We start from the raw sequence: 20,828 nt of genomic DNA, 5'->3' as shown, positions 1-20,828 counted from the left end.
CATCACCTTTTGCAGGTTTTCTACAAAAGCAAGGAGCAGCGCCTGGGAAGGTTCCATCTTTCCGATGGCTTCATGCGAATGCTTCAGATGGATGCTTTTCAACAGGGCCTTCAACTCTCCGAGGAAACTGTCAAAGTATTCCTGGGGAACATTCTGTTCATTGTAAAAATGGATCCATTTCGCTATTTGGATCAATTTTTCGAGCATGACGGCTTTGTCGTTATCCAGCATTTTAAAATTGCCGGGAACGCGCAAGCGATCTAAACGATCTTTTCTGCTATGTCCGTCTCTTGATTCCAAAGTTTTAAATGTTCAAAAGTCTAAATGTTCAATTAGTTCAAATTTTTAAAGGTGACTGAATGCTTACGCAGACCTTGCTCCACCATAGCGGTTACGCAAAGGTGAAGAGCTACAGCAAAGGCGCAGCGGAGTCGAAGTCAGCCTTTCAATTCGTAATTAGGCATTCGTAATTCGTAATTATTAAAGTTGTGTTCCTTCCAAAAAGTAGAATGGATAAACCATGCTGCTTCGGCTGTTTGTCTGCCGGATAGTGAATTCTACTTTTATCCACAGAATTCCTTCCAGGGGGTCGCGTACTTCCACATCTACAGAATCTGTCACGATACGAGGTTCTCCGTCGCGGATAGCCTGTTCGATGATGTCGATGATCATGGTGCGTTCCGAAAGGTCAATTTTCGAAAAGACCCATTTATCGATCGGACAGCCGTAGTTGTAGCGAAAAACACGCTCGCCGGGAATGGTGGAAAACAAAATCCGCAGGCTTTCCCAAATATCTTCTTCGTCTGAAACCAGGTGCACACCGAGCTGATTAAATCGCACGGGAAAGGCCCAGCCGGTTCCTAAATATGTTTTGTCGTTCATGTTATCCTCCGATTAGTACAGTTGGACATCCCAATACAATTGCTCCGCCATGCGCACAGGTATCTCCCATGCGTGCCGCTGGCTTTTTACCGATCATTACAGTTGCCGATCCTTTGACAATGCTGTCCGGAGGACCAACACACACGCACATATCTCCCATTACAGCAGCGGGTAATCCGCCGATTAATACAGTTGGTACTCCCGGACCGCTTATCGGACCGCCGACGTGTGGTACAGGAGGAACTCCCGGAGTTACCATCGGACATGTATGCATATCTGTTAGTCTGGCTGCTAAACTCATATTCTCATTAATTAATCATTACAATAGCGCCTTTTACGGCCGTTTGTCCTGCTGCGGATAATTCCGCAGAGGCATTTCCTTTTGCCGTGAAGCTGGCATCTGCTGTCAGTTCCACGTTTGTACCTTTTACGGTTGCGTTTACACCGGCTTTTACACTGGCGTTGGTTCCTGCATCCACTTTAACTTCGGTTCCGGCTTTGAGTGTAATTTCTTTCGCTGCCTGGATCAGGATCCCGCTGTCTGAAAGCACTATTTTATTTCCGTTCTGATCGGCAAGCGTCACATTTTTGTCCTTGTCGCTTAAAACCATTTTATTGGTTCCCGGTGTTGTTACGGTCACTACTTTATTTTCATCGTCCATTTCCAGCTTGATCCCGTTTTTGGTCTGCATAAGCTGGATCGGGTTTTTTTTGTCGATCTGAAGTGGAGCCGGATTTGCCGAACTGTATAGACTTCCCAGTATTACCGGGTAAGTGGGATCGTTATTCAGGAAGCCCAAAACCACTTCATCACCCACATTGGGGATGAAAAAAGCTCCGAAACTATTGCTGCTCCAGAAATTGCTCAGACGTGCCCATACCAGGTTTTTGTCTGTGTTCAATAAAGGGATTTCTACTTGTATACGGAATTCTTTCCCCGGATCTCCATCCAGTTTTTTGACCAGTCCAATGTGTAAACCTTCAATTCCCGGGAGTAGTCCTGAAGCAGGAGGTGTTACTACGTCGGTATTTTGAGTGGCCATTTCCGGATCAATTCCCATTCCGGCAGTTGTGATCCATTCACCGTCTTCAATGGAATGTTCCACAGCTCCGATAAAAGCATCTCCGTTGAACCGTTTTCCCAGTCCGTCGAGTGTGATCAGACAACCCGGAACAGCAAGTGAGCTTCCCTGGAACCTGATTTCTCCCCGAATGCGCGATAAACCTGCTTTAAGCGATTGTGCATCTGCCCAGGTCTGCAGCTGCGAAGAATCCCCGTAGCTTTCTGTTTGAAGTTCCCAGCGATCTCCACCCACGGCTTCCGAAAGATCGGAAGGTGTTTGGTCTCCCTGTTCGTTGAGTGTCTGAGTAGCAGACGCGGCTTTGATCATCGCTTGAGTAGCGATATCCCAGGCGTAGGCGTCTACTCCGGGTGTTTGGTCTGCCGTTTGGAGTTCTCCGCGGAACGAAATGAGGTCTTCTCCGTAAGTTACTTTAAGTACGGGGGAAGCTGAAACTTTGGGTTTGATGACATTGACTTTCTTTTGGTCGGTGATGATGATGAGTCCGTTTGCATCCGCACGAGAGCAAATAAAGTCCCAGTCAGAACAGTAGTACTGAACCATTTCCGGGTGCGAAACCGTTGTAGCGTCTACAGTTGCGGAAAGACCGGAGTAGGTGCCCAAAATGGTCGAGATGATATCGCTGTCTTTTTGCTGTTCGAAGTAATTGTTCTTTCTGATCAATGTAGCTGGAAATACAAAATCGGCACATTCGATCTCCAGTGTAGCGGTATCGTCTTCGGGAATGTCTACTTTATGCGTAATAACAACTCCCTCGAACAAGATGTGCTCGTTGCTTTGGTATCCTGCTTCAATCCGGATGGTACTTCCCGGCGCGAAGGTATCGTCGTCACTTTCCGGGATTTCTTTCATGGGCATGTTTCCGGCTTCAAACACCAGTTTGGCACGACCAATGCGATTGACTTCCCGGCGGATCCAAATCGAAACCGCTTCAAAGCTGTCGCTGATCTTTTCCCCTTCACTGTAGATGGAAAAAGTTACGAGTCCTTCACTATTTTTTTCCGGTGATACGCTCATTTTCGTGCTAATGGTGGGAACTGAATTTTTGTTCCCGGTTCAATATTTCTGAATTCGCTCAGGTTATTATAGGCAGCTATTTCGTGGCAAAACGAAGCATCGCCGTAAATTTCATCGCAGTAGCGGGCAATGGTATCTCCTGCACGGAATGTAATAACCCTTGAAAGGTCCGGGGAGTTCATTTGCGTGGTGTCTTTGTCGAAATAACCTGCAAATGAAAAAGATACTTTTACCCGTAAGGGTGTTCCGTCGGGGGAGAATAAACTGTAATCGTAATTGATGCTTTCAACCCTTCCCCGGAAAATGAAAGTTCCCCAGATTACTTTCGTGTAACTGGGTTCGTGACTTTCGGAGTTGATGCGGTAAATTGCTTTTTCAAGTTGATTGATACGGTCTTTGATTTTTCCCGTTTTACTTGGAATAATTCCCGTATCGTCCATAAGAACTTCGAAAGAAAGACTGTCAAGTGCCTGGGAACGGAATTTACGCAGGTTTGCAACACCCTGTGCTTCTCCGTTTTGAGAATAGTTGAGTCGTTTCCCGAGTTTCATCGTAGCAGGATTCACCTGTGTGGTGAAGTCGCTGGTCTTCTTCGATTCGGAATAACTCTGATTCTCGTACCCAATGATTTTTAACTTGACCAATTCGCCCATTACCGATCTCCTTTTTTAATGCGTTGTTTACGTAATGTGTCCTGCACCTCCCTCAAAATATCTTTTTTGAGCTTGGCTACTTTCAGGTCAAGATCACCCGTTGGGCCTGCTTTTCGCTCAATGGTCGTTCGAATACTGATTTCTTTAATGATAATTGACATAAGATCTAAGAACGTTTCAGGGTTGTATATGCAAATTCGATCGTTTCAATTAAAATGGTGTTGGACTGTGAATCCAGACCTCCCACTTCCCATTTAACCGGATATGCTTTCGAACAGGTCCAGGTGTAAACAGGCGCGCCGTCCTGTCCCAGCAAATTCACTATGATATCTCTTGGAACAATGGGTTGTGAAAAGTCACCCTCAAGGATTTTTTTGATCCAGACCACATCATTCCGGTTTATCGGGTTCAAAGCTCTTTTCAAACTCAGATTACCATGCTTCACCTGCTTAGGAAGGAGGTATGTAAATTCATTCACACCTCCTTCTTTTACGCTTTCTGTTTCTATTTCAGCTGATAATCCGGTTACTTCTTTGAAAGCAAACTCTTCATTCCCGATTTTTACCTGGAAATAAAAAGCTACCGGAAGTTCCCATTTTGACTTAGCCATAGAATTTGTTTATTAGCTGTTTGCAATTGTTAATCCTTCGTGGGCAATTTCAATTGTTTCAACAGCCACTTCATTACCATCCGATTTCATGTCTGTTCCGGTAATTTTCGTCGGCCATGCATTGTTCAGAGTCCAAACCATTGTTGGTGCTCCTGCTTCGTCCAATAAACTGATTACCACTGTTTGACGTTCGATCGTATTCATCTTGATCTTGTTGAACCAATCCCAGAATCCGTTGTCTTTCACGAATACACCTTTTTTCAGGGTCACGTTTCCGGTCTTTTTGATTCCGGGCATTTTGATCGTTGAAAACTCTTTACTGTTCCCGTGTCTGTACTCAATGATTTGAGCTTCAATGTCCAATCCGGATACTTCCTGGAAAGGAACTTCTTTATCGCCTAATTTTACCTGGAAGTAAAACTTCGGTAGAGGCCATACATTATCTTGTTTTTCTCCTGCCATGATTTCTTATTTTTAATTCTGTTAATGTTCAAATGTTCAAATGTTCAAATGTTCAAATGTTCAAATGTTCAAATTGAACCTGTTAAACCTTTGGAACTCCTTGAACTTTTTTGAACCTGTGATCTTGTTTAATTAGCTTTTTTGCATTTGCTGCTGGAACGTAATCTCAATAAACTCAGCCGGTCTTGAGATGGCAACCAAAATGGTAATGCGCATAATTCCTTCCAGGATATCTTCCGGTGTCATGGTGTCGCCAAGCCCGATATGCACGCTGAATGCATCTTCCGGAACTGATCCTGCCAAACCACCGCGTTTCCAGATCCCGTTCAGGAAATTACTGATCATACTTTTCACGCTTACCCAGGTATTTGCAACGTTCGGTTCGAAAACATATGCTTTAGCTGCATTTTTGATAGATTCTTCGAGCATGATCATGGTTCTGCGTACGTTCATGTATCTCCAGTCAAGCGAGTTTCCGTCCAGTGTACGTGCTCCCCAAACTTTGATCCCATCACCTACGAAGTAACGAATCGCATTCACTGCCTTACCGTTCATAGGAACATTCAGATCCTCCTGGTCGCTGAAAGAAATGCTCACGGTCGGACTGATTACGTTTGCCACTCCGATGTTTGCCGGTGCTTTCCAAACTTCTTTTGTTCCGTCGACCAGGGTGTAAATTCCAGCCATTGCTGAAGCTGGCGGCAATAAGTTGATGATCAAAAGCATTTCGCGCATTAATTCGCTGTAAATGGAAGAGTGGCGTGCCAATACTTTGTGTGCTGTTTTAAGATCCAGATCCAGTTTTGTAAAGTCATCTGTTTTATCGACCGCATTCAACATTTCAAAATAACTATTCACATTGGCTGTAGTAACTTTCTCGATAAATTCTGTCAGTTTTCCTGCTTTATCCTCTGCCGTAAGAAGCGCAGCAATAGCATCCGGATCACTGAAATTGAGGAAACTGATGTCGTTGTCTGAAACAATGGATGTATTTAACCAAGGGTAGTATACCGCTCCGTAATCCAGGAATTCGGTACCGATCTTTTCACGGAAATTCTTCACATTCTCGCTTCTGGTATCCTTGAACCCGTCGAACACGTCAAAAATGGCAACGCGGTTCTTCATCTGTCCACCGCAGTGAGACAATGTCTTAACCTGAACATTGGCACAGCTGTCAACCGTACTTAAGTAAACAGCTTCCGGTACCAGTACCATGGTTGGTTCTTCTTCTTTCAAAAGGGTGTCGATCCCGTTTTTCAACTTTTCTTCGTCCAACCCGCCTGTATATCCTTCACCAACTGAAACAATGTAGCATGGTCCACCACCGTTTGCAAAGAAAAAACGCATTTGGTAATAGAAGTTAAACTTGTCGCCTTCACGTTGAACAGTGTATTTCGCACCGTTGAGCGATAAAGTTGCGACTCCCAGTTGTTCATCACCATCGGCACCGTCTGCGGCTGGAGTTGTGCTGAATTTTGGAACCGGAGCTCCTCCGAAATACTGCATAAACTCAGCTAACGAACTGATTTTCCATGGCTTGTTTAATAAAGATTTGTTTCCGTCTTTGGCAAACTCGGTGTAACCTATAAATGCAGGTACCGCAGTTGCAGCCTCGACAACGGAATTAGGGAACGCGTTCTTTTCGACGATGTATACCCCAGGTGTTTTCATTGTACTCATATTTGGATTTATTGTATTGATTTATAAATAGATGTAACTTGTTATAGTGTCCTTCGGACTAAAGGGTGAAAGCACATTTACACGAGGAAAATCGGGGAGCCTGCTCAGCAGGTTTTCACCGCTTTTTCGCAATTCCCACAAATGAAACTGGTACTCGCTTTTTTGCTTCAAAGGCAGTGTTTCGGATGAAACAAATCGGTAGAGTATTCTTTCGGTTCCCGGAAGTTTGAGTTCCTCAGCATCTTTAAAGAGCACTTTCTCACGCTGTTCGCGGATTTCCAGTGGTCCCATGGAATAACTTTGAGAAGGGAAGACCAGGAATTCCACGTGTTTCAATTGGCTTTTCAATTGAATTTCGATGGTTTCCGTTTCTGATGTTTTTAAACGTGCTTCGCTTACAGGAATCGTGAGTGTTTTCCAAATCCCGTTCTTGTTATAATTGTTCAATGACCACCCGGTTTGGGAAACGGCATCCTGATCCGTGTAATAATAGAATTCCTTTTGTGCGGTTTTGAAATAGAAGTTCAGAATAGTCTCTTCATCCAGCAGGATTTGATCTTCCCCGATCACGAACCAGGTACGTTGGTCATGTTGTTTAAAGATGAGTCCGGCTTTGTGAAGCATTGTTTTAGTGGCAGTATCGGGTTCAAGCATTAAACCGCATTGTTCCTTATCAAAATATTCATGAAGTACCACTAATTTCAACCAGATCCGATATGTCCCCTGCCAGCTCATTGTAGTTCGGTATTGGTGTTTGGTTGAGATACAGCATAAGAAATATCGGTGATCTCGTTACCAGTAATTTCTGTTCCGCGAATCTTGCAAACAACGGAAGGATAATAATTCTCACCGGAAATGCTCCACAGATTGGAGAGTTCATGCATGCTCAGGTTCATGATTTCCAGGGTGAGCTTTTTGCCTTCGTCACCCGTAAGGATGATCTGGTTCCGTTGGATGAACGACATCACTCCGGAAAGCAGCCGGATCGATTCTTCGTATTGTTTTTCCTGGAAAATTACCGAGATCATTACGTGCAGGTTAATCCATATTGGCGGGTTTACAGACCCGAACGAAGCATCAGAGATTCCCCGGAGCGGAGTGTAAGTGCTGATTACCGTTTCCCGTTCCACACCGATCAGTGAAATAGCTACCCGGTTGGGAAATGACTTCGCAGGATCTTTCACGGGAGAAATGAACACAATGTCTTCCGTTAACCTGAAACGAATCTTCAAGTAGTCATTTAGTTGCCCGGAAAGAATTTGCAGTGCTTCGAAAATCATAACTCAGCGAATAGGTAACAAATAAATCAAGCTTACAAGGATACATTCGAATGGCGAAGTTTTATTTCGCGATGTATCTTTTCTTGATTTTGAATAATACGTCACCGAGGATGGCCCGCTGATCGGGTTTTAAATGACGGGAGGCAATATTACATACGTTTTCAAGAAGGTCCAGTTCGGAAACATTCAGGTGCTGGTAACCGAATTGATAATCGGCATCTCTGTAGAAATACGCTTTCCGTTTCTGACAATATTCAATTGGAGCAAAAAAGCCCAGAAAGGTGTCATCTTTCATCGAGTTCAGATCCAGCTGAATGGTACGCTGGGAAACTTCATACCCGAGATTTCTTTTACAGGTTTCAGCAATGGCAGAAGTTTTTACATAAGTGTGCTTCCGAAGAAGTTCATCGATAACCGCATAGCGGGCTATGGCAAATTTGTTTTGAGGCATGTTGTAATGAATAGTGTAATTCCATTGGATATAAACAGGGAATTTTGCCAGAGATCACTGGGTACGCAAGAGTTGTGAAATGTGGTAAACTGGTCTTTTCCATTGGAATTATCGAGTGAACAGTGAGCGATAAAGGTAGTAATAGTTTAATACGAAGGGTGTTTTTTGAAAAAAAATAAACGGATTTTTAACAGATCAACTAAAAAATTATCACATGTTAAATTGTTGATTATCAATAATTAATAATCTGAATTGTTTGCCTTTAATTTAATTTTCCTTCCCGAAAACAAGGGTTACCCCTTATTAATTAGCAATGACAGAATTATCAATTATCAAGAATTTGTGTGAAACGAGCTTGATAATTACCCAAAAAGGTTTCCCGTTGTTCCGATTAGTTTGGGCGCTTCCAGTGACAAACCACAGGTCTTATTCAATTCCCGGATTAAGTAATCGGTCAATTGCGGCGTGTACAGTTCGTCCGGCTGGTGCATGTAAAAATGGATTTCCCGGATGTCCTTCTGCAGCCACGATTTGATCCGTTTTACCCAGTCGTCAATGCGTTCGTAATCCGTTGGGTGCAATCCGTTGCCTACAAAGCGAATGAACGTTCCAGGTGATGTTACTTCCATGTGTGCGCAATCCCTTCTTCCTGAGACATCCGTGATTACCGACCCGATCGACAACTCATGGAGTATTTGGAAAAGCTCTTCTCGAATTTGGGGATTCCCGAACCAATCCGGGTGACGGACTTCTACGGTAACAGCAATGTCTTTCGGCAGTTTTTGTAAATAGGAGAAAAGAGCATCCCGGCGCTGGGGACCGAACTTTTCACTTAACTGCAGGAACATCGGTCCCAAATGTTCCCCGAAATTCATCACAGAATCCAGGAAACGGTCTGTGTCGGCATGTGCTTTGGAACTCAAAAGATCGCTGTAATGGCTGATAGACTGCGGAAATTTAGGACAAAACTTAAAATCGGTCCCTTTTGCTTTTTCCGCCCATTTTTGAATGGTTGCCGCCGGATAGATTTGGTAATGCGTCGTATTGAGCTCAACACCATTAAAGTTTCGGATGTAGTAGTCCAGGAATTCGGATTCTTTGGTCTTCGCCGGATAAATCAGTCCGACCCATTCTTTTCGGCCCCATTTGGCACCGCCAACGAATAGTTTGGGTTGTTTAACCGCTTGTTTTAGCGCTTTTGCGAATACACCGTCTTCCGAAAGACGAAAATTTACCTTGTCCCAGTAAACTGCGATCAATTTTTCCGAATTCCATGGACTAAAAATACTTAAAATTAAGTGGTTTTGAACAAGGTAAACATGGGATTTGCAGATAGAATAACGGAAACCTGATGTTAAGGGAATATTAAATCCCGGAACTGTTCAAAAGTTCTTTACCAGGGTAAAAAATAAAAGCCTTAACTTTCCGGTGTAATCAAAAAACAGCAGATTGAAATTTACCCATTAATTGGCTGGAAATAAAAATGTTGTGTTATGACTATACCAGTTAGACTTGTCAAGGATTTGATAGAATTCTCCGATACTATTCCGGATCTTCAGGGAATAGGTGTAAAAGTGTTCTCTTACTGTAAAATCAGGGACATTCAATGGTTGGGACAAGACATCATCAAGAGTGTTGAAATTGTTCAGTACCGGAATTTGGAAGATTATTTCAGTGAAGGAGCAGGTGACCCCGTTTTCCGCTCATTTGGAAGAACGAACCTGCCGGATGAAATCCGCTTCTTTATCAATCAGAAAGAGCAATACCCTTCTTTGTTTGTGAACTAAACATACCTGCAATCAGAAAAACGTATACTTATTGGAAAATACCTGTTGTAGCTGTCTTTATCGGATTGATTTACCTGGCAGTCACTTTGCATTCTGAACATTGGATATCAGTGGTCAAGGGAATGTTGTTTTTTTCTAATTGGAACGATGAGCAACAGGTGGAATTAATCGGAAAGTGTTGTTTTTATACAGTTCCTGCCTTGTCTGTTCTTTTTCTTATTATCAGAAACCGTATCGCGAATAGTGCATTGATCATGCTGATGATCATACATGTGTTGTTGGTATTTCCTTTCGGGTACATCGAAGATCCTACAATGAATTTTTAAACTAAATCCGCTCTTATTTTAGAAATACAACAAGAACTCATTTCCTAAAAAACGATAAATTATATACCAATCGGTATATAATTAAAAAAAAATCACTTACATTTGCTTGGTAATTGAATAATAATTCATGACAAAAGCAGCACGTACCAGACAGTTCATTATAGAAACAACGGCCCCGATCTTCAACAAGAAAGGGTACGAGGGAACTTCTATTTCGGACATTACAACTGCAACCGGACTTACGAAGGGAAGCGTTTACGGGAACTTCCGGGATAAGGACGAGTTGGCAGCCGAGGCTTTTGATTACAATCACAACATTATCAAAAATGAGATCGTAAATCGTTCCCTGGGATTAAAAGACCCGGTTGAACAACTATTGGTCTACGTGAATTTTTACTCCGAAGTTTTTGAAAAGGTTTATGTGGCTGGTGGTTGTCCTTTGCTGAATACAGCTGTTGATACGGATGATTCCAACCCGGAATTATTTGGCAGGGTGCAAAAAGCCATGCGCGATTGGCACGATCATGTGCAAAGTGTTGTAGCTTACGGAATTAAAAAGGAGGTTTTCCGTCCGGAAACAGATGCAGCAGTTTTCGCGGATCATTTTCTTTCACTGATTGAAGGTGGAATGCTGCTTTCAAAAACCTTTAAGAACAAAAAACATTTGAATTCAAACCTGGAATTAATCCGGAAAATGATTGATGAAATGACTGTATAAAAATTTTTTCACCACAAAATATACCGATCGGTATATTCGAACATCGTGATATAGCGATGTTCAAATATTGAAATATTGAAAAATCGAAAGAATATGAAAAACAACGTGTACATCTTAGCAGCGACAAGAACCGGAACCGGAGGTTTCATGGGGTCCTTGTCTTCTTTTTCAGCACCGCAGCTGGCAGCAGAAGTCATAAAGGATGCTCTTTTGAAAGCAGGTATCAAACCCGGTGATGTGAATGAAGTGATCCTGGGAAATGTACTTTCTGCAAATATCGGTCAGGCTCCGGCCAGACAGGCTGCACGTGCAGCAGGAATTCCCGATGAGGTCGACGCAACAACCATCAATAAGATTTGTTCTTCAGGGATCAAATCGGTTTCTTATGCTGTTCAGTCCATTCTTTTGGGCGACAGTGATGTGGTGATTGCAGGTGGAATGGAAAGCATGTCGAATGCACCGTATTACATAGAAAATCACCGGGAAGGACATAAAACAGGCCATCAGCGGATCATTGACGGAATGCTTAAGGATGGTTTGTGGGATCCTTACCACAATTTCCACATGGGAAGTGCGGCTGAACTGGCAAATACCAAATACGGAATTTCCCGTGAAGAGCAGGACGATTATACGTTAAAATCCTTCTCCAAAGCGAAACAAGCGCACGCTTCCGGGAGTTTTAAGGATGAAATCACACCGATTACTGTTAAAAACAAAAAGGGAGAATTTGTTTACGATACGGACGAAGATATCGAGAAACTCAACCCGGAAAAAGTCAGCCAGCTGAAGCCTATCTTTGAATCTGACGGATCGATCACGGCTGCAAATGCGTCCAACCTGAACGACGGAGCAGCAATCCTCATCATCGTTTCGGAGAAATTCCTACAGGAAAGGAGCTTGAAACCACTGGCAAAGATCATTGCTTTTTCGGATGCGGCCCAGGCCCCGGAATGGTTTACCACTTCACCTTCCCTGGCGATTGAAAAAACACTTCAAAAGGCTGGAATTGGAATAGGAGAAATCGATTATTTCGAAATGAACGAAGCCTACGCCAATGTTCCGATTATCAATTCCCGTCTCGCCGGTGTGGATTTGGAAAAAGTAAACATCAAAGGCGGAGCAGTTGCACTGGGCCACCCACTTGGCGCTTCAGGGGCACGGATTCTCGTAACTCTTACGCATATTTTACAGCAGCAAAAAGCGAAATACGGAATGGCTGCAATTTGCAACGGAGGTGGAGGTGCCACAGCAATGCTCATAGAAAACATACGATAAAAAAAACACTTCAATTCGTCAGCGGAAATTATTAAACAAGTTCCTTCAGCGTTCATCTGCGAACCTCTGCGGGAGAATATAAAGTATACACTAACAAATAAATAAATCAAACACATGAAAACAAACGGAAACACAATCTTAATCACAGGAGGATCAGCAGGGATCGGCTTCGAATTAGCGAAACAATTTTCTCAATTGGGAAACAAAGTATTAATCACCGGCCGGAATGAGGAAAAGTTGAAACAGGCGGCAAGTCAGTTGGAAAATGTCGTTCCGATTTCAGGGGATGTAACAAGTTCGGAGAGTACGGACCGGCTTGTAGCGAAAATCAAAGAACTGTACCCGGGATTGAACATGGTTATCAATAATGCTGGCTATACAGATGTTTACCAACTGGATGCGAATGCAAATGCAGCTTCGAAGGCAAGCAGGGAAATGGAAACCAATTACTTATCCATTGTCAGCCTGACAGAAAAATTATTACCGACACTTTTACAGAACGAGAATGCTTCAGTGGTGAACGTAACATCAATCGTAGCATATTATCCGCAGAAAATGCTGCCGACATACACAGCAAGTAAAGCGGCCCTGAAAGCTTATACCGATGTTTTGCGACAGACATTTGAAGATCGATTGAATGTTTTTGAATTGATCCCGCCTTTGGTAAATACGGATTTTTCGAAAGAGATAGGCGGCGAGAACGGAATTCCGCCCAAAGAAGTAGCGGACGAACTGATTTCAGCTTTGGAGAAAAACCAATGGCTGGTTCCGGTCGGAATGTCTAAAGAATTTGTAAGTATATAAAGTTCAAAGGTTCAAAAGGGTTCAACTTTGAACTGTTGAACTTTTTGAACCCATTAACCCTAATGAGTATGGAAATCACAAAACAGCGCGAACGCGCATATTCCTGGGGAAATCCTTTCGAAGGAGTGGAATTATCCAAAGATCTTTCAGGAATGGAGTATTTATTAGCGATTAAAAGAGGGGAGGCTCCGGCTTCTCCTTTGATCAAGACACTGGATTTTTCACTGGGAGAACTGGAAGAAGGGAAAGCGAGTTTCTACTTCGAGCCGCAGGAGTTCCACTACAATCCGAACGGAAGTGTACATGGTGGTGTAATTACCGCGCTCCTGGATTCTGCAATGGGTTGCACCCTTCACTCGCTTTTACCCAAAGGAACGGTTTATACAACCCTGGAATTAAAAGTGAACTTCCTGAAAATGGTGCATGCGAAATCCGGAATCCTTACGGCAACCGGGAAAATGATCCACCTGGGAAATTCAACAGCCCTGATAGAAGCTTCCCTCACGGATGAGTCCGGGAAAAAGTATGCGCATGCCCTTTCAACCTGTATGCTTCTGAAAAATGAGTAAATGTTCAAAATGAGTTTAATTAGGCAATGAGCAATACCTTTTGGTTTTGACGAACACATTGGAACTGTGATTTTTAAAGAAGTATAGGGGCTATGTTATTCTATCTGACAGATTTTTCGATCAATTCGTAATTCGTAATTGGGAATTCTTAATTGGGAATTCTTAATTCGAAAGCTGTATATTTGAAAAACATAATTCTACAGCATGAATGGGTTATTGACTTTACAGGAATTTTATGCCAGCATTTTGAACAAGGGGACGATGGAACAATTCTCTCACTTGTCTAAAATGAGCCATTTCAATGTGTTCAAGCGCGGTCAGATTCAGTGCGCGCGCATTACGGAGCTGCATCGAACGGACTTTCATAAGATTTCACTGGTTGCCGGGGATGGTATTATTCATTTCGAAGATCGCAAAGTTCCTGTTTCCGGAAAAACATTGGTTTTCTACCACCGCAATGTACCGCATGTATGGGAACCGATTTCCGATGACCAGCAAGGATATTTCTGCTTGTTCAATAGCCATTTTATTGAAACCTTTTTACTCGATACGATTTTTCGGGACACTCCGTTGATGAATATGATCATGAATCCGGTTTATCCCTTATCTGATCAGCAAGCCAGAATATTTGAATTGATTTTCGAGCAGATGCATGGAGAAATGGAAGGTGATTACGAAAAAAAGTATGAAGTGATCGTACACTACTTACACCTCTTATTGCATGAAACAAACAAATTGTGTACTCAAAGCATACGAGAAGAAAAGAAACCGCAGGCTTCAGTGGTATTGACAGCTTTATTCATGGAAATGCTGGAGAGACAGTTCCCGATAGATTCTTCCGATCAGTCTCTGGCCCTGAAAAAACCAAGCGATTTTGCGGAACAATTGTCCATTCACGTGAATCATTTAAATCGTTCTATCAAAGAAGTGACTGGCCGAAGCACAACTGAAATAATCTCTTCCAGGCTTGCTAATGAAGCGAAAGCACTATTGCGCCACACAGACAGTTCCGTTGCTGAAATTGCCTATACTTTAGGTTTCGAACATCCCTCCAATTTCAATAACTTCTTCAAAAAACAAACTCAGCTCACTCCCAAAACCTTTAGAGAAGTTAGCTAGTATCTTAAATTTTATTAGTACGGAAATAAGTCCTGCCTACTTATTCCGACAACAATTTCGTTGGGATTCGTGGCGGCTGGAAATAGTTAAAAAATGTAAAATGTTTGATTTTGATAATTAATTGCATGAATTGAATAAGTTTTTGCGCCGACTTTGAAAGATCTTTGTGCCTCCGCTGAAGCTTCTGCATAAGCGTTGCCTCAGCATTTGACCAAATAGTTAAACCAGAACAAAGATTCAGATTCTGATTCACAACATACCCCGATTAGTCAGAATTTCAAAAAGACAAAAATTTATGATTTCAAAGAGAGCAAACCACTTATTGGCGGCATTGTCGCTTGTACTTTTGGCTTCCTGTAGTTCCGAAGAAGCACCCGTGCCGGCCGGTGGTATCAAACCTTACCAGGTACTGGATATCGAACAGCAAAACACCACCATTGAAACAACTTATCCCGCAGTTTTAGAAGGCATTGAGAACGTGGATATCCATCCGAAGATTGATGGTTTTGTGGAAAAAATTGCCGTAGATGAAGGCGAGTTTGTCAAGAAAGGACAATTATTATTTACCATTTCAGCACCACAATACGAACAATTGGTACGTACGGCAAGAGCAGCTGTGAAAAGTGCTGAAGCAGGTGTCAGTGTTGCCCGTTTACAGGTTCAGAAAACCAAATCATTGGTGGAGAAGAACATCGTGAATAAATACGAATTGCAGGAAGCAGATCTGACTTTGCAGACACGTCTTGCAGAATTGGCGCAGGCAGAAGCGAACCTGGTAAATGCGAATGTGAACCTGGGTTATACACGTATTTCCAGTCCGGTCAACGGTGTGATAGGAAGTCTGGCTTTCAAATCGGGGAGCCTGGTTTCAAGCAATATGACCAAGCCCTTGACGACGGTTTCGAATATTTCTAAGATTTATGCTTATTTCTCCATGAATGAGAAACAGTTATTGGAATTTATCCGCAACACGAAAGGGACGGATATCAAAACAAAAATTGCCAACATGCCGTCCGTTTCATTGGTTCTTTCAGATGGTTCATTGTATCCTGATAAAGGAACGATAGGCTCTGTCAACGGATTGATCAATCAACAGACCGGGTCCGCAAGAATTCGTGCCACATTTTCCAATAACCTGAATTTATTGCGAAGCGGAGGGAGTGCTCAAGTCCGTATTCCGCAGGAAATTTCAAACGGGTACCTCATTCCACAGCGCGCAGTTGCAGATATACAAGGAAAGAAATTTGTCTACAAAGTAGGGAAAAATGGAACGATCAGCATGGCCAATGTGGAGGTGATGGAAGCAACGAGCGGACATTTCTACATTGTCACGAAAGGCGTAAAACCGAAAGACTCCATCGTCCTGGAAGGTATCCAGTTCCTGAAAGACGGAATGAAGATCAAACCCGTGAAAGCAGATCCGAAAACCATTTATGCAGAATTGAATCAACAATAAGATTCGTCGAATACTCATCCAATTTTAAGTACGAATTATGTTTAAGAAATTCATAGAAAAACCCGTATTATCTACGGTGATCTCGATATTGATCGTGATTCTCGGAATTCTGGGCCTCGTAGCCATTCCGGTTTCCCAATATCCGGATATAGCACCTCCGACCGTTCAGGTTTCTGCTTCCTACCAGGGGGCAAATGCTGATGTGGTGCTTAACAATGTGGTCATCCCGCTGGAAGAACAGATTAATGGGGTAGAAGATATGACCTACATGACTTCTACTGCCGGAAACGACGGAACGGCAACCATTACGGTTTATTTTAAACTGGGAACAAACCCGGATTTAGCGGCGGTAAACGTCCAAAATCGTGTTTCCCGTGCTACGAGTCTGCTTCCTGCCGAAGTAAACCGTGCCGGGGTAGTAACCACGAAACGCCAGGCGAGTAACTTGTTGATCTTTAACTTGTATAGTGAGGATTCTACTTACGATCAGACATTCCTGCAGAACTATGCCAATATCAACCTGATCCCTCAGATCAAGCGTATCAAAGGAGTAGGAGATGCAACAGCTTTCGGTTTGATGGACTATTCCATGCGTATTTGGCTGAAGCCGGATGTAATGGCAAGTTATGGTCTCGTTCCGGATGACATCAATAAAGCATTGGCGGAACAGAATATTGAGGCAGCGCCGGGACAATTCGGTGAGCAGGGAGACCAGAGCTACCAGTATACGATCAAGTACAAGGGCCGTTTGAAAGAAGAAGCGGAATTCAGCGATATCGTTATCCGTGTGGGCGAAGGTGGTGAAGTTTTGCGTTTGAAAGACGTTGCCCGCATCGAATTGGGGGCCCAGAGTTATGCGAGTTCGGTTCGTGTGAACGGAAAATTCGGTTTGGGAGTTGCGGTAAACCAAACAGCTGGTTCCAACGCCCAGGAAGTTATCGAAGGAACCTTGAAAGTATTGGATGATGCGCAGGCATCTTTCCCGAAAGGAGTAAAATATACCACGATCGTAAACGTGAACGATTTCCTGGATGCTTCCATCGAAAAAGTATTCCATACGCTCATCGAAGCATTTATATTGGTGTTCCTGGTGGTTTTCCTGTTCTTACAGGATTTCCGATCCACATTAATCCCGGCAATCAGTGTTCCGGTAGCAATTATCGGTACCTTTTTCTTCCTGAATCTCTTCGGTTTCAGCATCAACTTGTTGACCTTGTTTGCATTGGTGCTGGCAATCGGTATTGTAGTGGATGACGCGATCGTAGTAGTAGAAGCCGTTCACGCAAAACTCGACGAAGGGTACAAATCTTCCAAAAAAGCAACTATTGACGCCATGGACGAGATCACCGGCGCAATCGTTTCTATCACTTTGGTCATGGCAGCAGTGTTCATCCCGGTAAGCTTTATTCAAGGATCTACTGGCGTTTTTTACAAACAATTCGGGTTGACACTAGCCATTTCCATTATTCTTTCAGCCGTAAATGCCCTGACGCTGAGTCCGGCTTTATGTGCCTTGCTCCTGAAGCCGCACAAAGACGATCACGGAAAGAAAAAGTCATTTATGCAGCGCTTCAACGTAGCCTTCAATACTTCATTCGGGAAAATGACCAACCGTTATAAACGTTCGGTTTCCTTCCTGGGAAGAAAGAAATGGATGGTTGTTGCCATTCTTCTAATTTTCACAGGCTTGTTGGTTTGGGGAATGAAAACCACTCCGAAAGGATTCGTTCCGGCGGAAGACATGGGAACTATTTTCTCAGATATTACACTGGCTCCCGGAACTTCCCAGGAACGTACGGAAGAAGTACTGACGGAAATCGACAACATTGTGCGCTCGGTACCCGAAACAAAATTCACCCTGCGTGTAGTTGGACGTTCCATTATTTCCGGATCGGGAAGTTCTTATGGAATGGTGCTCGCCCGCATGAAGTTGTGGGATGAACGTGACCGCGATGTGAAAACAGTGATCGAAGAATTGTTTAAGAAAACGGCACATATCAAAGATGCGAAGATCATTTTCTTCTCACCGCCAACTATCCAGGGGTTTGGTAACACCGCCGGATTTGAATTCCAGCTGCAGGATAAATCGGGTGGAGATATCAATGAGTTTAATGCCGTTGCTCAAAATTTCCTCGGGGCTTTGGCTCAAAGATCTGAAATCCAGTATGCAGCGACTTCGTTTAACCCGAATTTCCCGCAATACCAAATTGATGTCAACGTACCCAAAATCAAACAGGCTGGCATGACCATGAGTGATGTGATGAGTGTACTGCAGGGATATTACGGAGGAGTTTATGCTTCCAACTTCAATAAGTTCGGAAAGCAGTACCGCGTCATTTACCAGGCAGAACCGGGAAGCAGAAAGAACCTACAAAGTTTGAATTCGATCTATGTGCGAAACGCAGACGGAGAAATGGCGCCGATCTCTGAATTCATTACCATGAAACAGGTGTATGGTCCGCAGGTGATCTCGCGCTTTAACTTGTTCACTGCAATTGCGGTAACCGGTGTTCCGAACAAAGGATACAGTTCCGGAGATGCGATGAAAGCAATTGAAGAAGTAGCTCAGACAAGTTTGCCGGCCGGATACTCTTTTGAATATTCCGGTTTGACAAGGGAAGAAAGCGCGGGCGGGAACCAAACGCTGTTTATCTTCCTGCTGGTAGTGGTGTTCGTTTACTTCCTGTTGTGTGCACAGTATGAAAGTTACATCTTACCGCTTGCTGTTCTGATTTCGCTTCCGATTGGTCTGTCCGGGGTCTTTATTTTCGATAAGATCTTTGAAGTAGATAATAATATTTATACGCAAATCACCATTGTGATGCTGGTCGGTCTATTGGCTAAAAATGCCATCCTGATCGTAGAGTATGCGGTTGAGCGCAGAAAGAATGGAATGAGCATTGTGGATGCCGCTGTGAGTGGTGCAACTGCGCGTCTCCGTCCGATTTTAATGACCTCATTCGCTTTCATTTTCGGTTTATTGCCACTGATGCTTTCAACCGGAGTTGGGGCCGCGGGGAATACTTCCATCGGAACGGGAGCTGTTGGCGGAATGTTTGTCGGGACCATTTTTGGAGTCCTGGTAATCCCGATTTTATTCATGGTATTCCAGAGTTTGCAGGAAAGAATAAGACCAAAGCAGGACGAGGAGACAGAAACCGATGAAGCAATCACACACTAAAATGAATCAATTCATGAAAAGAAAAAGCAAAGCTTTTGAAAACAATGCCAAGACAAGCATTAGTGCGAAAATGACCTGGAAAATACATACCGTTTTATTCGCAGGGATCCTTCTTGTTTCAAGTTGTGTGACCACGCGTTATGAACGACCGGATATGAATGCTTCGAATTTGTACCGGGAAAACACTTCGGATGATACGACCTCATTGGCTGACCTGGAATGGAAAAAACTATTCTCAGACCCGGTTTTACAGGACCTCATTGAAAAAGGACTGGCAAATAACCTGAACCTGAAACAGGCCGTTGAACGGATCGCTATCAGTCAGGCTTACCTGAAACAAAGCAAAATGGCCTTTTTACCAAGTTTGCAATTAGACATCACATCCACAGATGCCAAGCAGTCTGACAGAGCAGTGAACGCTCCTCCGGGGTTGTTGCAGCTTACAACACACACGAACCGCATTCAGCTGGGCACTTCCTGGGAAGCGGATATTTGGGGGAAATTGCGAAGCGCAAAACGTGGAGCAATTGCAGGAATGCTGCAAAGTGATGCGTCGAAACGAGCAGTTCAAACACAGTTGGTTGCAGATATTGCCAATACGTATTACAACCTGCTGGCTTTCGACCAGCAGTTAAAAATTGCGCTGGAAACCATTGAGTTACGCAAAAAAGAAGTGGAAACACTCACTGCTTTGCAGGAATCGGGGAAAGTGACCAGTGCCGAAGTGTTGCAGAGCCAGGCAAACCAATATGCTGCAGAAGTCATGGTTCCGGAATTGCAAAACCAGATCTGGCAGGCAGAAAATCTGATGAATTACCTTTTGGCACGTGGTCCGGAAAAAATTACCCGCGGAGCTTTGGAAGAACAAGTGATTTACACCGATCTGCGTTTGGGAGTTTCCTCTCAATTGCTGAAGAACCGCCCGGATGTACAGGCAGCTGAATATTCTTTCGTTGCTGCTTTTGAAAATACGAACGTGGCAAAAACCTATTTTTATCCTTCGCTGACATTAACAGCAAACGGAGGTTTTGCAAGTTTCAAAATCCAGGACTTATTCAGTCAGTCCATATTCTATAACATCATAGGCGGTTTAACCCAGCCAATTTTTAACAGAGGTCAGAACAAGGCGCGTTTGAGAACAGCGAAGGCGGAACAGCAGATTGCATTCTACAATTACCAGGATGTGATTTTGCGAAGTGGGATGGAAGTCTCAAACGCGCTTTATGAATACCAGAATGCAACGGAAAGAGAACGTATCCGCAAGCAGCAGATCGAGTCTCTTACTACAGCGGTTGAGAATACGCAGGAATTACTGAGCAACCGCAGCGAAACCAATTACACGGATGTGCTCAGTTCGGAACAAAACCTGATAGCCGCGCAGATGAACGGGATCAATGATAAACTGGACCAATTGCAGGCTGTAGTGAATTTGTATAGAGCGCTTGGCGGAGGCTGGAAATAATTCAAAATCAGGTG

General features: G+C 43.5%; 22 protein-coding genes. 9 read left to right on the top strand and 13 right to left on the bottom strand.

Translation table 11 applies throughout. From position 1 onward, the window contains the following. The 13 genes from QZT69_RS16315 to QZT69_RS16255 form a co-directional block, all read right to left on the bottom strand. Nucleotides 1-300, bottom strand: a 300-nt coding sequence (locus QZT69_RS16315; RefSeq protein ID WP_294677436.1) for a hypothetical protein, incomplete at its 3' end; no start/stop codon positions are given. 180 nt (nucleotides 301-480) lie between these two features. Continuing rightward, the gene (locus QZT69_RS16310; protein WP_294677428.1) at nucleotides 481-882 is read right to left on the bottom strand and encodes a GPW/gp25 family protein; all 402 of its coding nucleotides are present in this window, start codon (nucleotides 880-882) and stop codon (nucleotides 481-483) included. 1 nt (nucleotide 883) lies between these two features. Beyond that, complete coding sequence (locus QZT69_RS16305) at nucleotides 884-1,183, bottom strand: PAAR domain-containing protein (protein ID WP_294677422.1); 300 nt, start codon at nucleotides 1,181-1,183, stop codon at nucleotides 884-886. Between the two features lie 7 nt (nucleotides 1,184-1,190). Further along, nucleotides 1,191-2,981 carry a type VI secretion system tip protein VgrG gene (vgrG, locus tag QZT69_RS16300; RefSeq protein ID WP_294677414.1) on the bottom strand — a complete coding sequence of 597 codons (1,791 nt, stop codon included), beginning with the start codon at nucleotides 2,979-2,981 and terminating at the stop codon, nucleotides 1,191-1,193. Beyond that, a complete protein-coding gene (locus tag QZT69_RS16295; RefSeq protein ID WP_294677409.1) occupies nucleotides 2,978-3,634 on the bottom strand; it encodes a hypothetical protein in 657 nt (218 codons plus the stop codon). The genes vgrG and QZT69_RS16295 overlap by 4 nt, the downstream gene beginning before the upstream one ends. After that, complete coding sequence (locus QZT69_RS16290) at nucleotides 3,634-3,795, bottom strand: hypothetical protein (protein ID WP_294677401.1); 162 nt, start codon at nucleotides 3,793-3,795, stop codon at nucleotides 3,634-3,636. Before QZT69_RS16290 ends, QZT69_RS16295 begins: the two co-directional genes overlap by 1 nt. A gap of 5 nt (nucleotides 3,796-3,800) precedes the next feature. Next, nucleotides 3,801-4,244 (bottom strand): phage tail protein, encoded by a 444-nt coding sequence (locus tag QZT69_RS16285; RefSeq protein ID WP_294677394.1) that lies wholly within the window; start codon nucleotides 4,242-4,244, stop codon nucleotides 3,801-3,803. A gap of 12 nt (nucleotides 4,245-4,256) precedes the next feature. Then, nucleotides 4,257-4,706: a phage tail protein gene (locus QZT69_RS16280; RefSeq protein ID WP_294677387.1), complete on the bottom strand. Its 450-nt coding sequence runs from the start codon at nucleotides 4,704-4,706 to the stop codon at nucleotides 4,257-4,259. A gap of 132 nt (nucleotides 4,707-4,838) precedes the next feature. Beyond that, nucleotides 4,839-6,377 (bottom strand): phage tail sheath C-terminal domain-containing protein, encoded by a 1,539-nt coding sequence (locus tag QZT69_RS16275; protein ID WP_294677381.1) that lies wholly within the window; start codon nucleotides 6,375-6,377, stop codon nucleotides 4,839-4,841. A 30-nt stretch (nucleotides 6,378-6,407) separates the two neighbouring features. After that, nucleotides 6,408-7,121, bottom strand: a complete 714-nt coding sequence (locus QZT69_RS16270; protein ID WP_294677375.1) for a hypothetical protein — start codon at nucleotides 7,119-7,121, stop codon at nucleotides 6,408-6,410. Next, complete coding sequence (locus QZT69_RS16265) at nucleotides 7,118-7,666, bottom strand: DUF4255 domain-containing protein (RefSeq protein WP_294677368.1); 549 nt, start codon at nucleotides 7,664-7,666, stop codon at nucleotides 7,118-7,120. The genes QZT69_RS16270 and QZT69_RS16265 overlap by 4 nt, the downstream gene beginning before the upstream one ends. A 61-nt stretch (nucleotides 7,667-7,727) precedes the next feature. Then, complete coding sequence (locus tag QZT69_RS16260) at nucleotides 7,728-8,117, bottom strand: hypothetical protein (protein ID WP_294677366.1); 390 nt, start codon at nucleotides 8,115-8,117, stop codon at nucleotides 7,728-7,730. Nucleotides 8,118-8,479: 362 nt separating this feature from the next. Next, a complete protein-coding gene (locus QZT69_RS16255) occupies nucleotides 8,480-9,376 on the bottom strand; it encodes a DUF72 domain-containing protein (RefSeq protein ID WP_294677358.1) in 897 nt (298 codons plus the stop codon). A gap of 234 nt (nucleotides 9,377-9,610) precedes the next feature. Between QZT69_RS16255 and QZT69_RS16250 the strand changes: the two genes are divergently transcribed. The 9 genes from QZT69_RS16250 (at nucleotide 9,611) to QZT69_RS16210 (ending at nucleotide 20,814) form a co-directional block, all read left to right on the top strand. Next, nucleotides 9,611-9,904 carry a hypothetical protein gene (locus QZT69_RS16250; RefSeq protein WP_294677354.1) on the top strand — a complete coding sequence of 98 codons (294 nt, stop codon included), beginning with the start codon at nucleotides 9,611-9,613 and terminating at the stop codon, nucleotides 9,902-9,904. Nucleotides 9,905-10,357: 453 nt separating this feature from the next. Next, a complete protein-coding gene (locus QZT69_RS16245; RefSeq protein WP_294677347.1) occupies nucleotides 10,358-10,948 on the top strand; it encodes a TetR/AcrR family transcriptional regulator in 591 nt (196 codons plus the stop codon). Nucleotides 10,949-11,041: 93 nt separating this feature from the next. Beyond that, nucleotides 11,042-12,223 (top strand): acetyl-CoA C-acyltransferase, encoded by a 1,182-nt coding sequence (locus QZT69_RS16240; RefSeq protein WP_294677339.1) that lies wholly within the window; start codon nucleotides 11,042-11,044, stop codon nucleotides 12,221-12,223. Nucleotides 12,224-12,337: 114 nt separating this feature from the next. Next, nucleotides 12,338-13,027, top strand: a complete 690-nt coding sequence (locus QZT69_RS16235) for an SDR family oxidoreductase (protein WP_294677335.1) — start codon at nucleotides 12,338-12,340, stop codon at nucleotides 13,025-13,027. 68 nt (nucleotides 13,028-13,095) lie between these two features. Continuing rightward, nucleotides 13,096-13,596: a PaaI family thioesterase gene (locus tag QZT69_RS16230; RefSeq protein ID WP_294677327.1), complete on the top strand. Its 501-nt coding sequence runs from the start codon at nucleotides 13,096-13,098 to the stop codon at nucleotides 13,594-13,596. Between the two features lie 204 nt (nucleotides 13,597-13,800). Further along, on the top strand, nucleotides 13,801-14,715 hold the full coding sequence (locus QZT69_RS16225; protein ID WP_294677308.1) for an AraC family transcriptional regulator: 915 nt from the start codon (nucleotides 13,801-13,803) through the stop codon (nucleotides 14,713-14,715). A gap of 295 nt (nucleotides 14,716-15,010) precedes the next feature. Beyond that, nucleotides 15,011-16,171, top strand: coding sequence for an efflux RND transporter periplasmic adaptor subunit (locus QZT69_RS16220; protein WP_294677297.1), 1,161 nt, complete (start codon nucleotides 15,011-15,013; stop codon nucleotides 16,169-16,171). Between the two features lie 37 nt (nucleotides 16,172-16,208). Continuing rightward, entirely contained in the window at nucleotides 16,209-19,352 is a 3,144-nt protein-coding gene (locus tag QZT69_RS16215; protein ID WP_294677288.1) for an efflux RND transporter permease subunit, read from the top strand. A gap of 13 nt (nucleotides 19,353-19,365) precedes the next feature. Then, on the top strand, nucleotides 19,366-20,814 hold the full coding sequence (locus QZT69_RS16210) for an efflux transporter outer membrane subunit (RefSeq protein WP_294677281.1): 1,449 nt from the start codon (nucleotides 19,366-19,368) through the stop codon (nucleotides 20,812-20,814). Nucleotides 20,815-20,828 lie beyond the last annotated feature (14 nt).

The organism is uncultured Fluviicola sp., from assembly GCF_902168135.1.
Taxonomy (GTDB): Bacteria; Bacteroidota; Bacteroidia; order Flavobacteriales_D; family Crocinitomicaceae; genus Fluviicola.
Note: the sequence above shows the minus strand (reverse complement) of the source record. Positions and strands in the feature narration are given on the sequence as shown.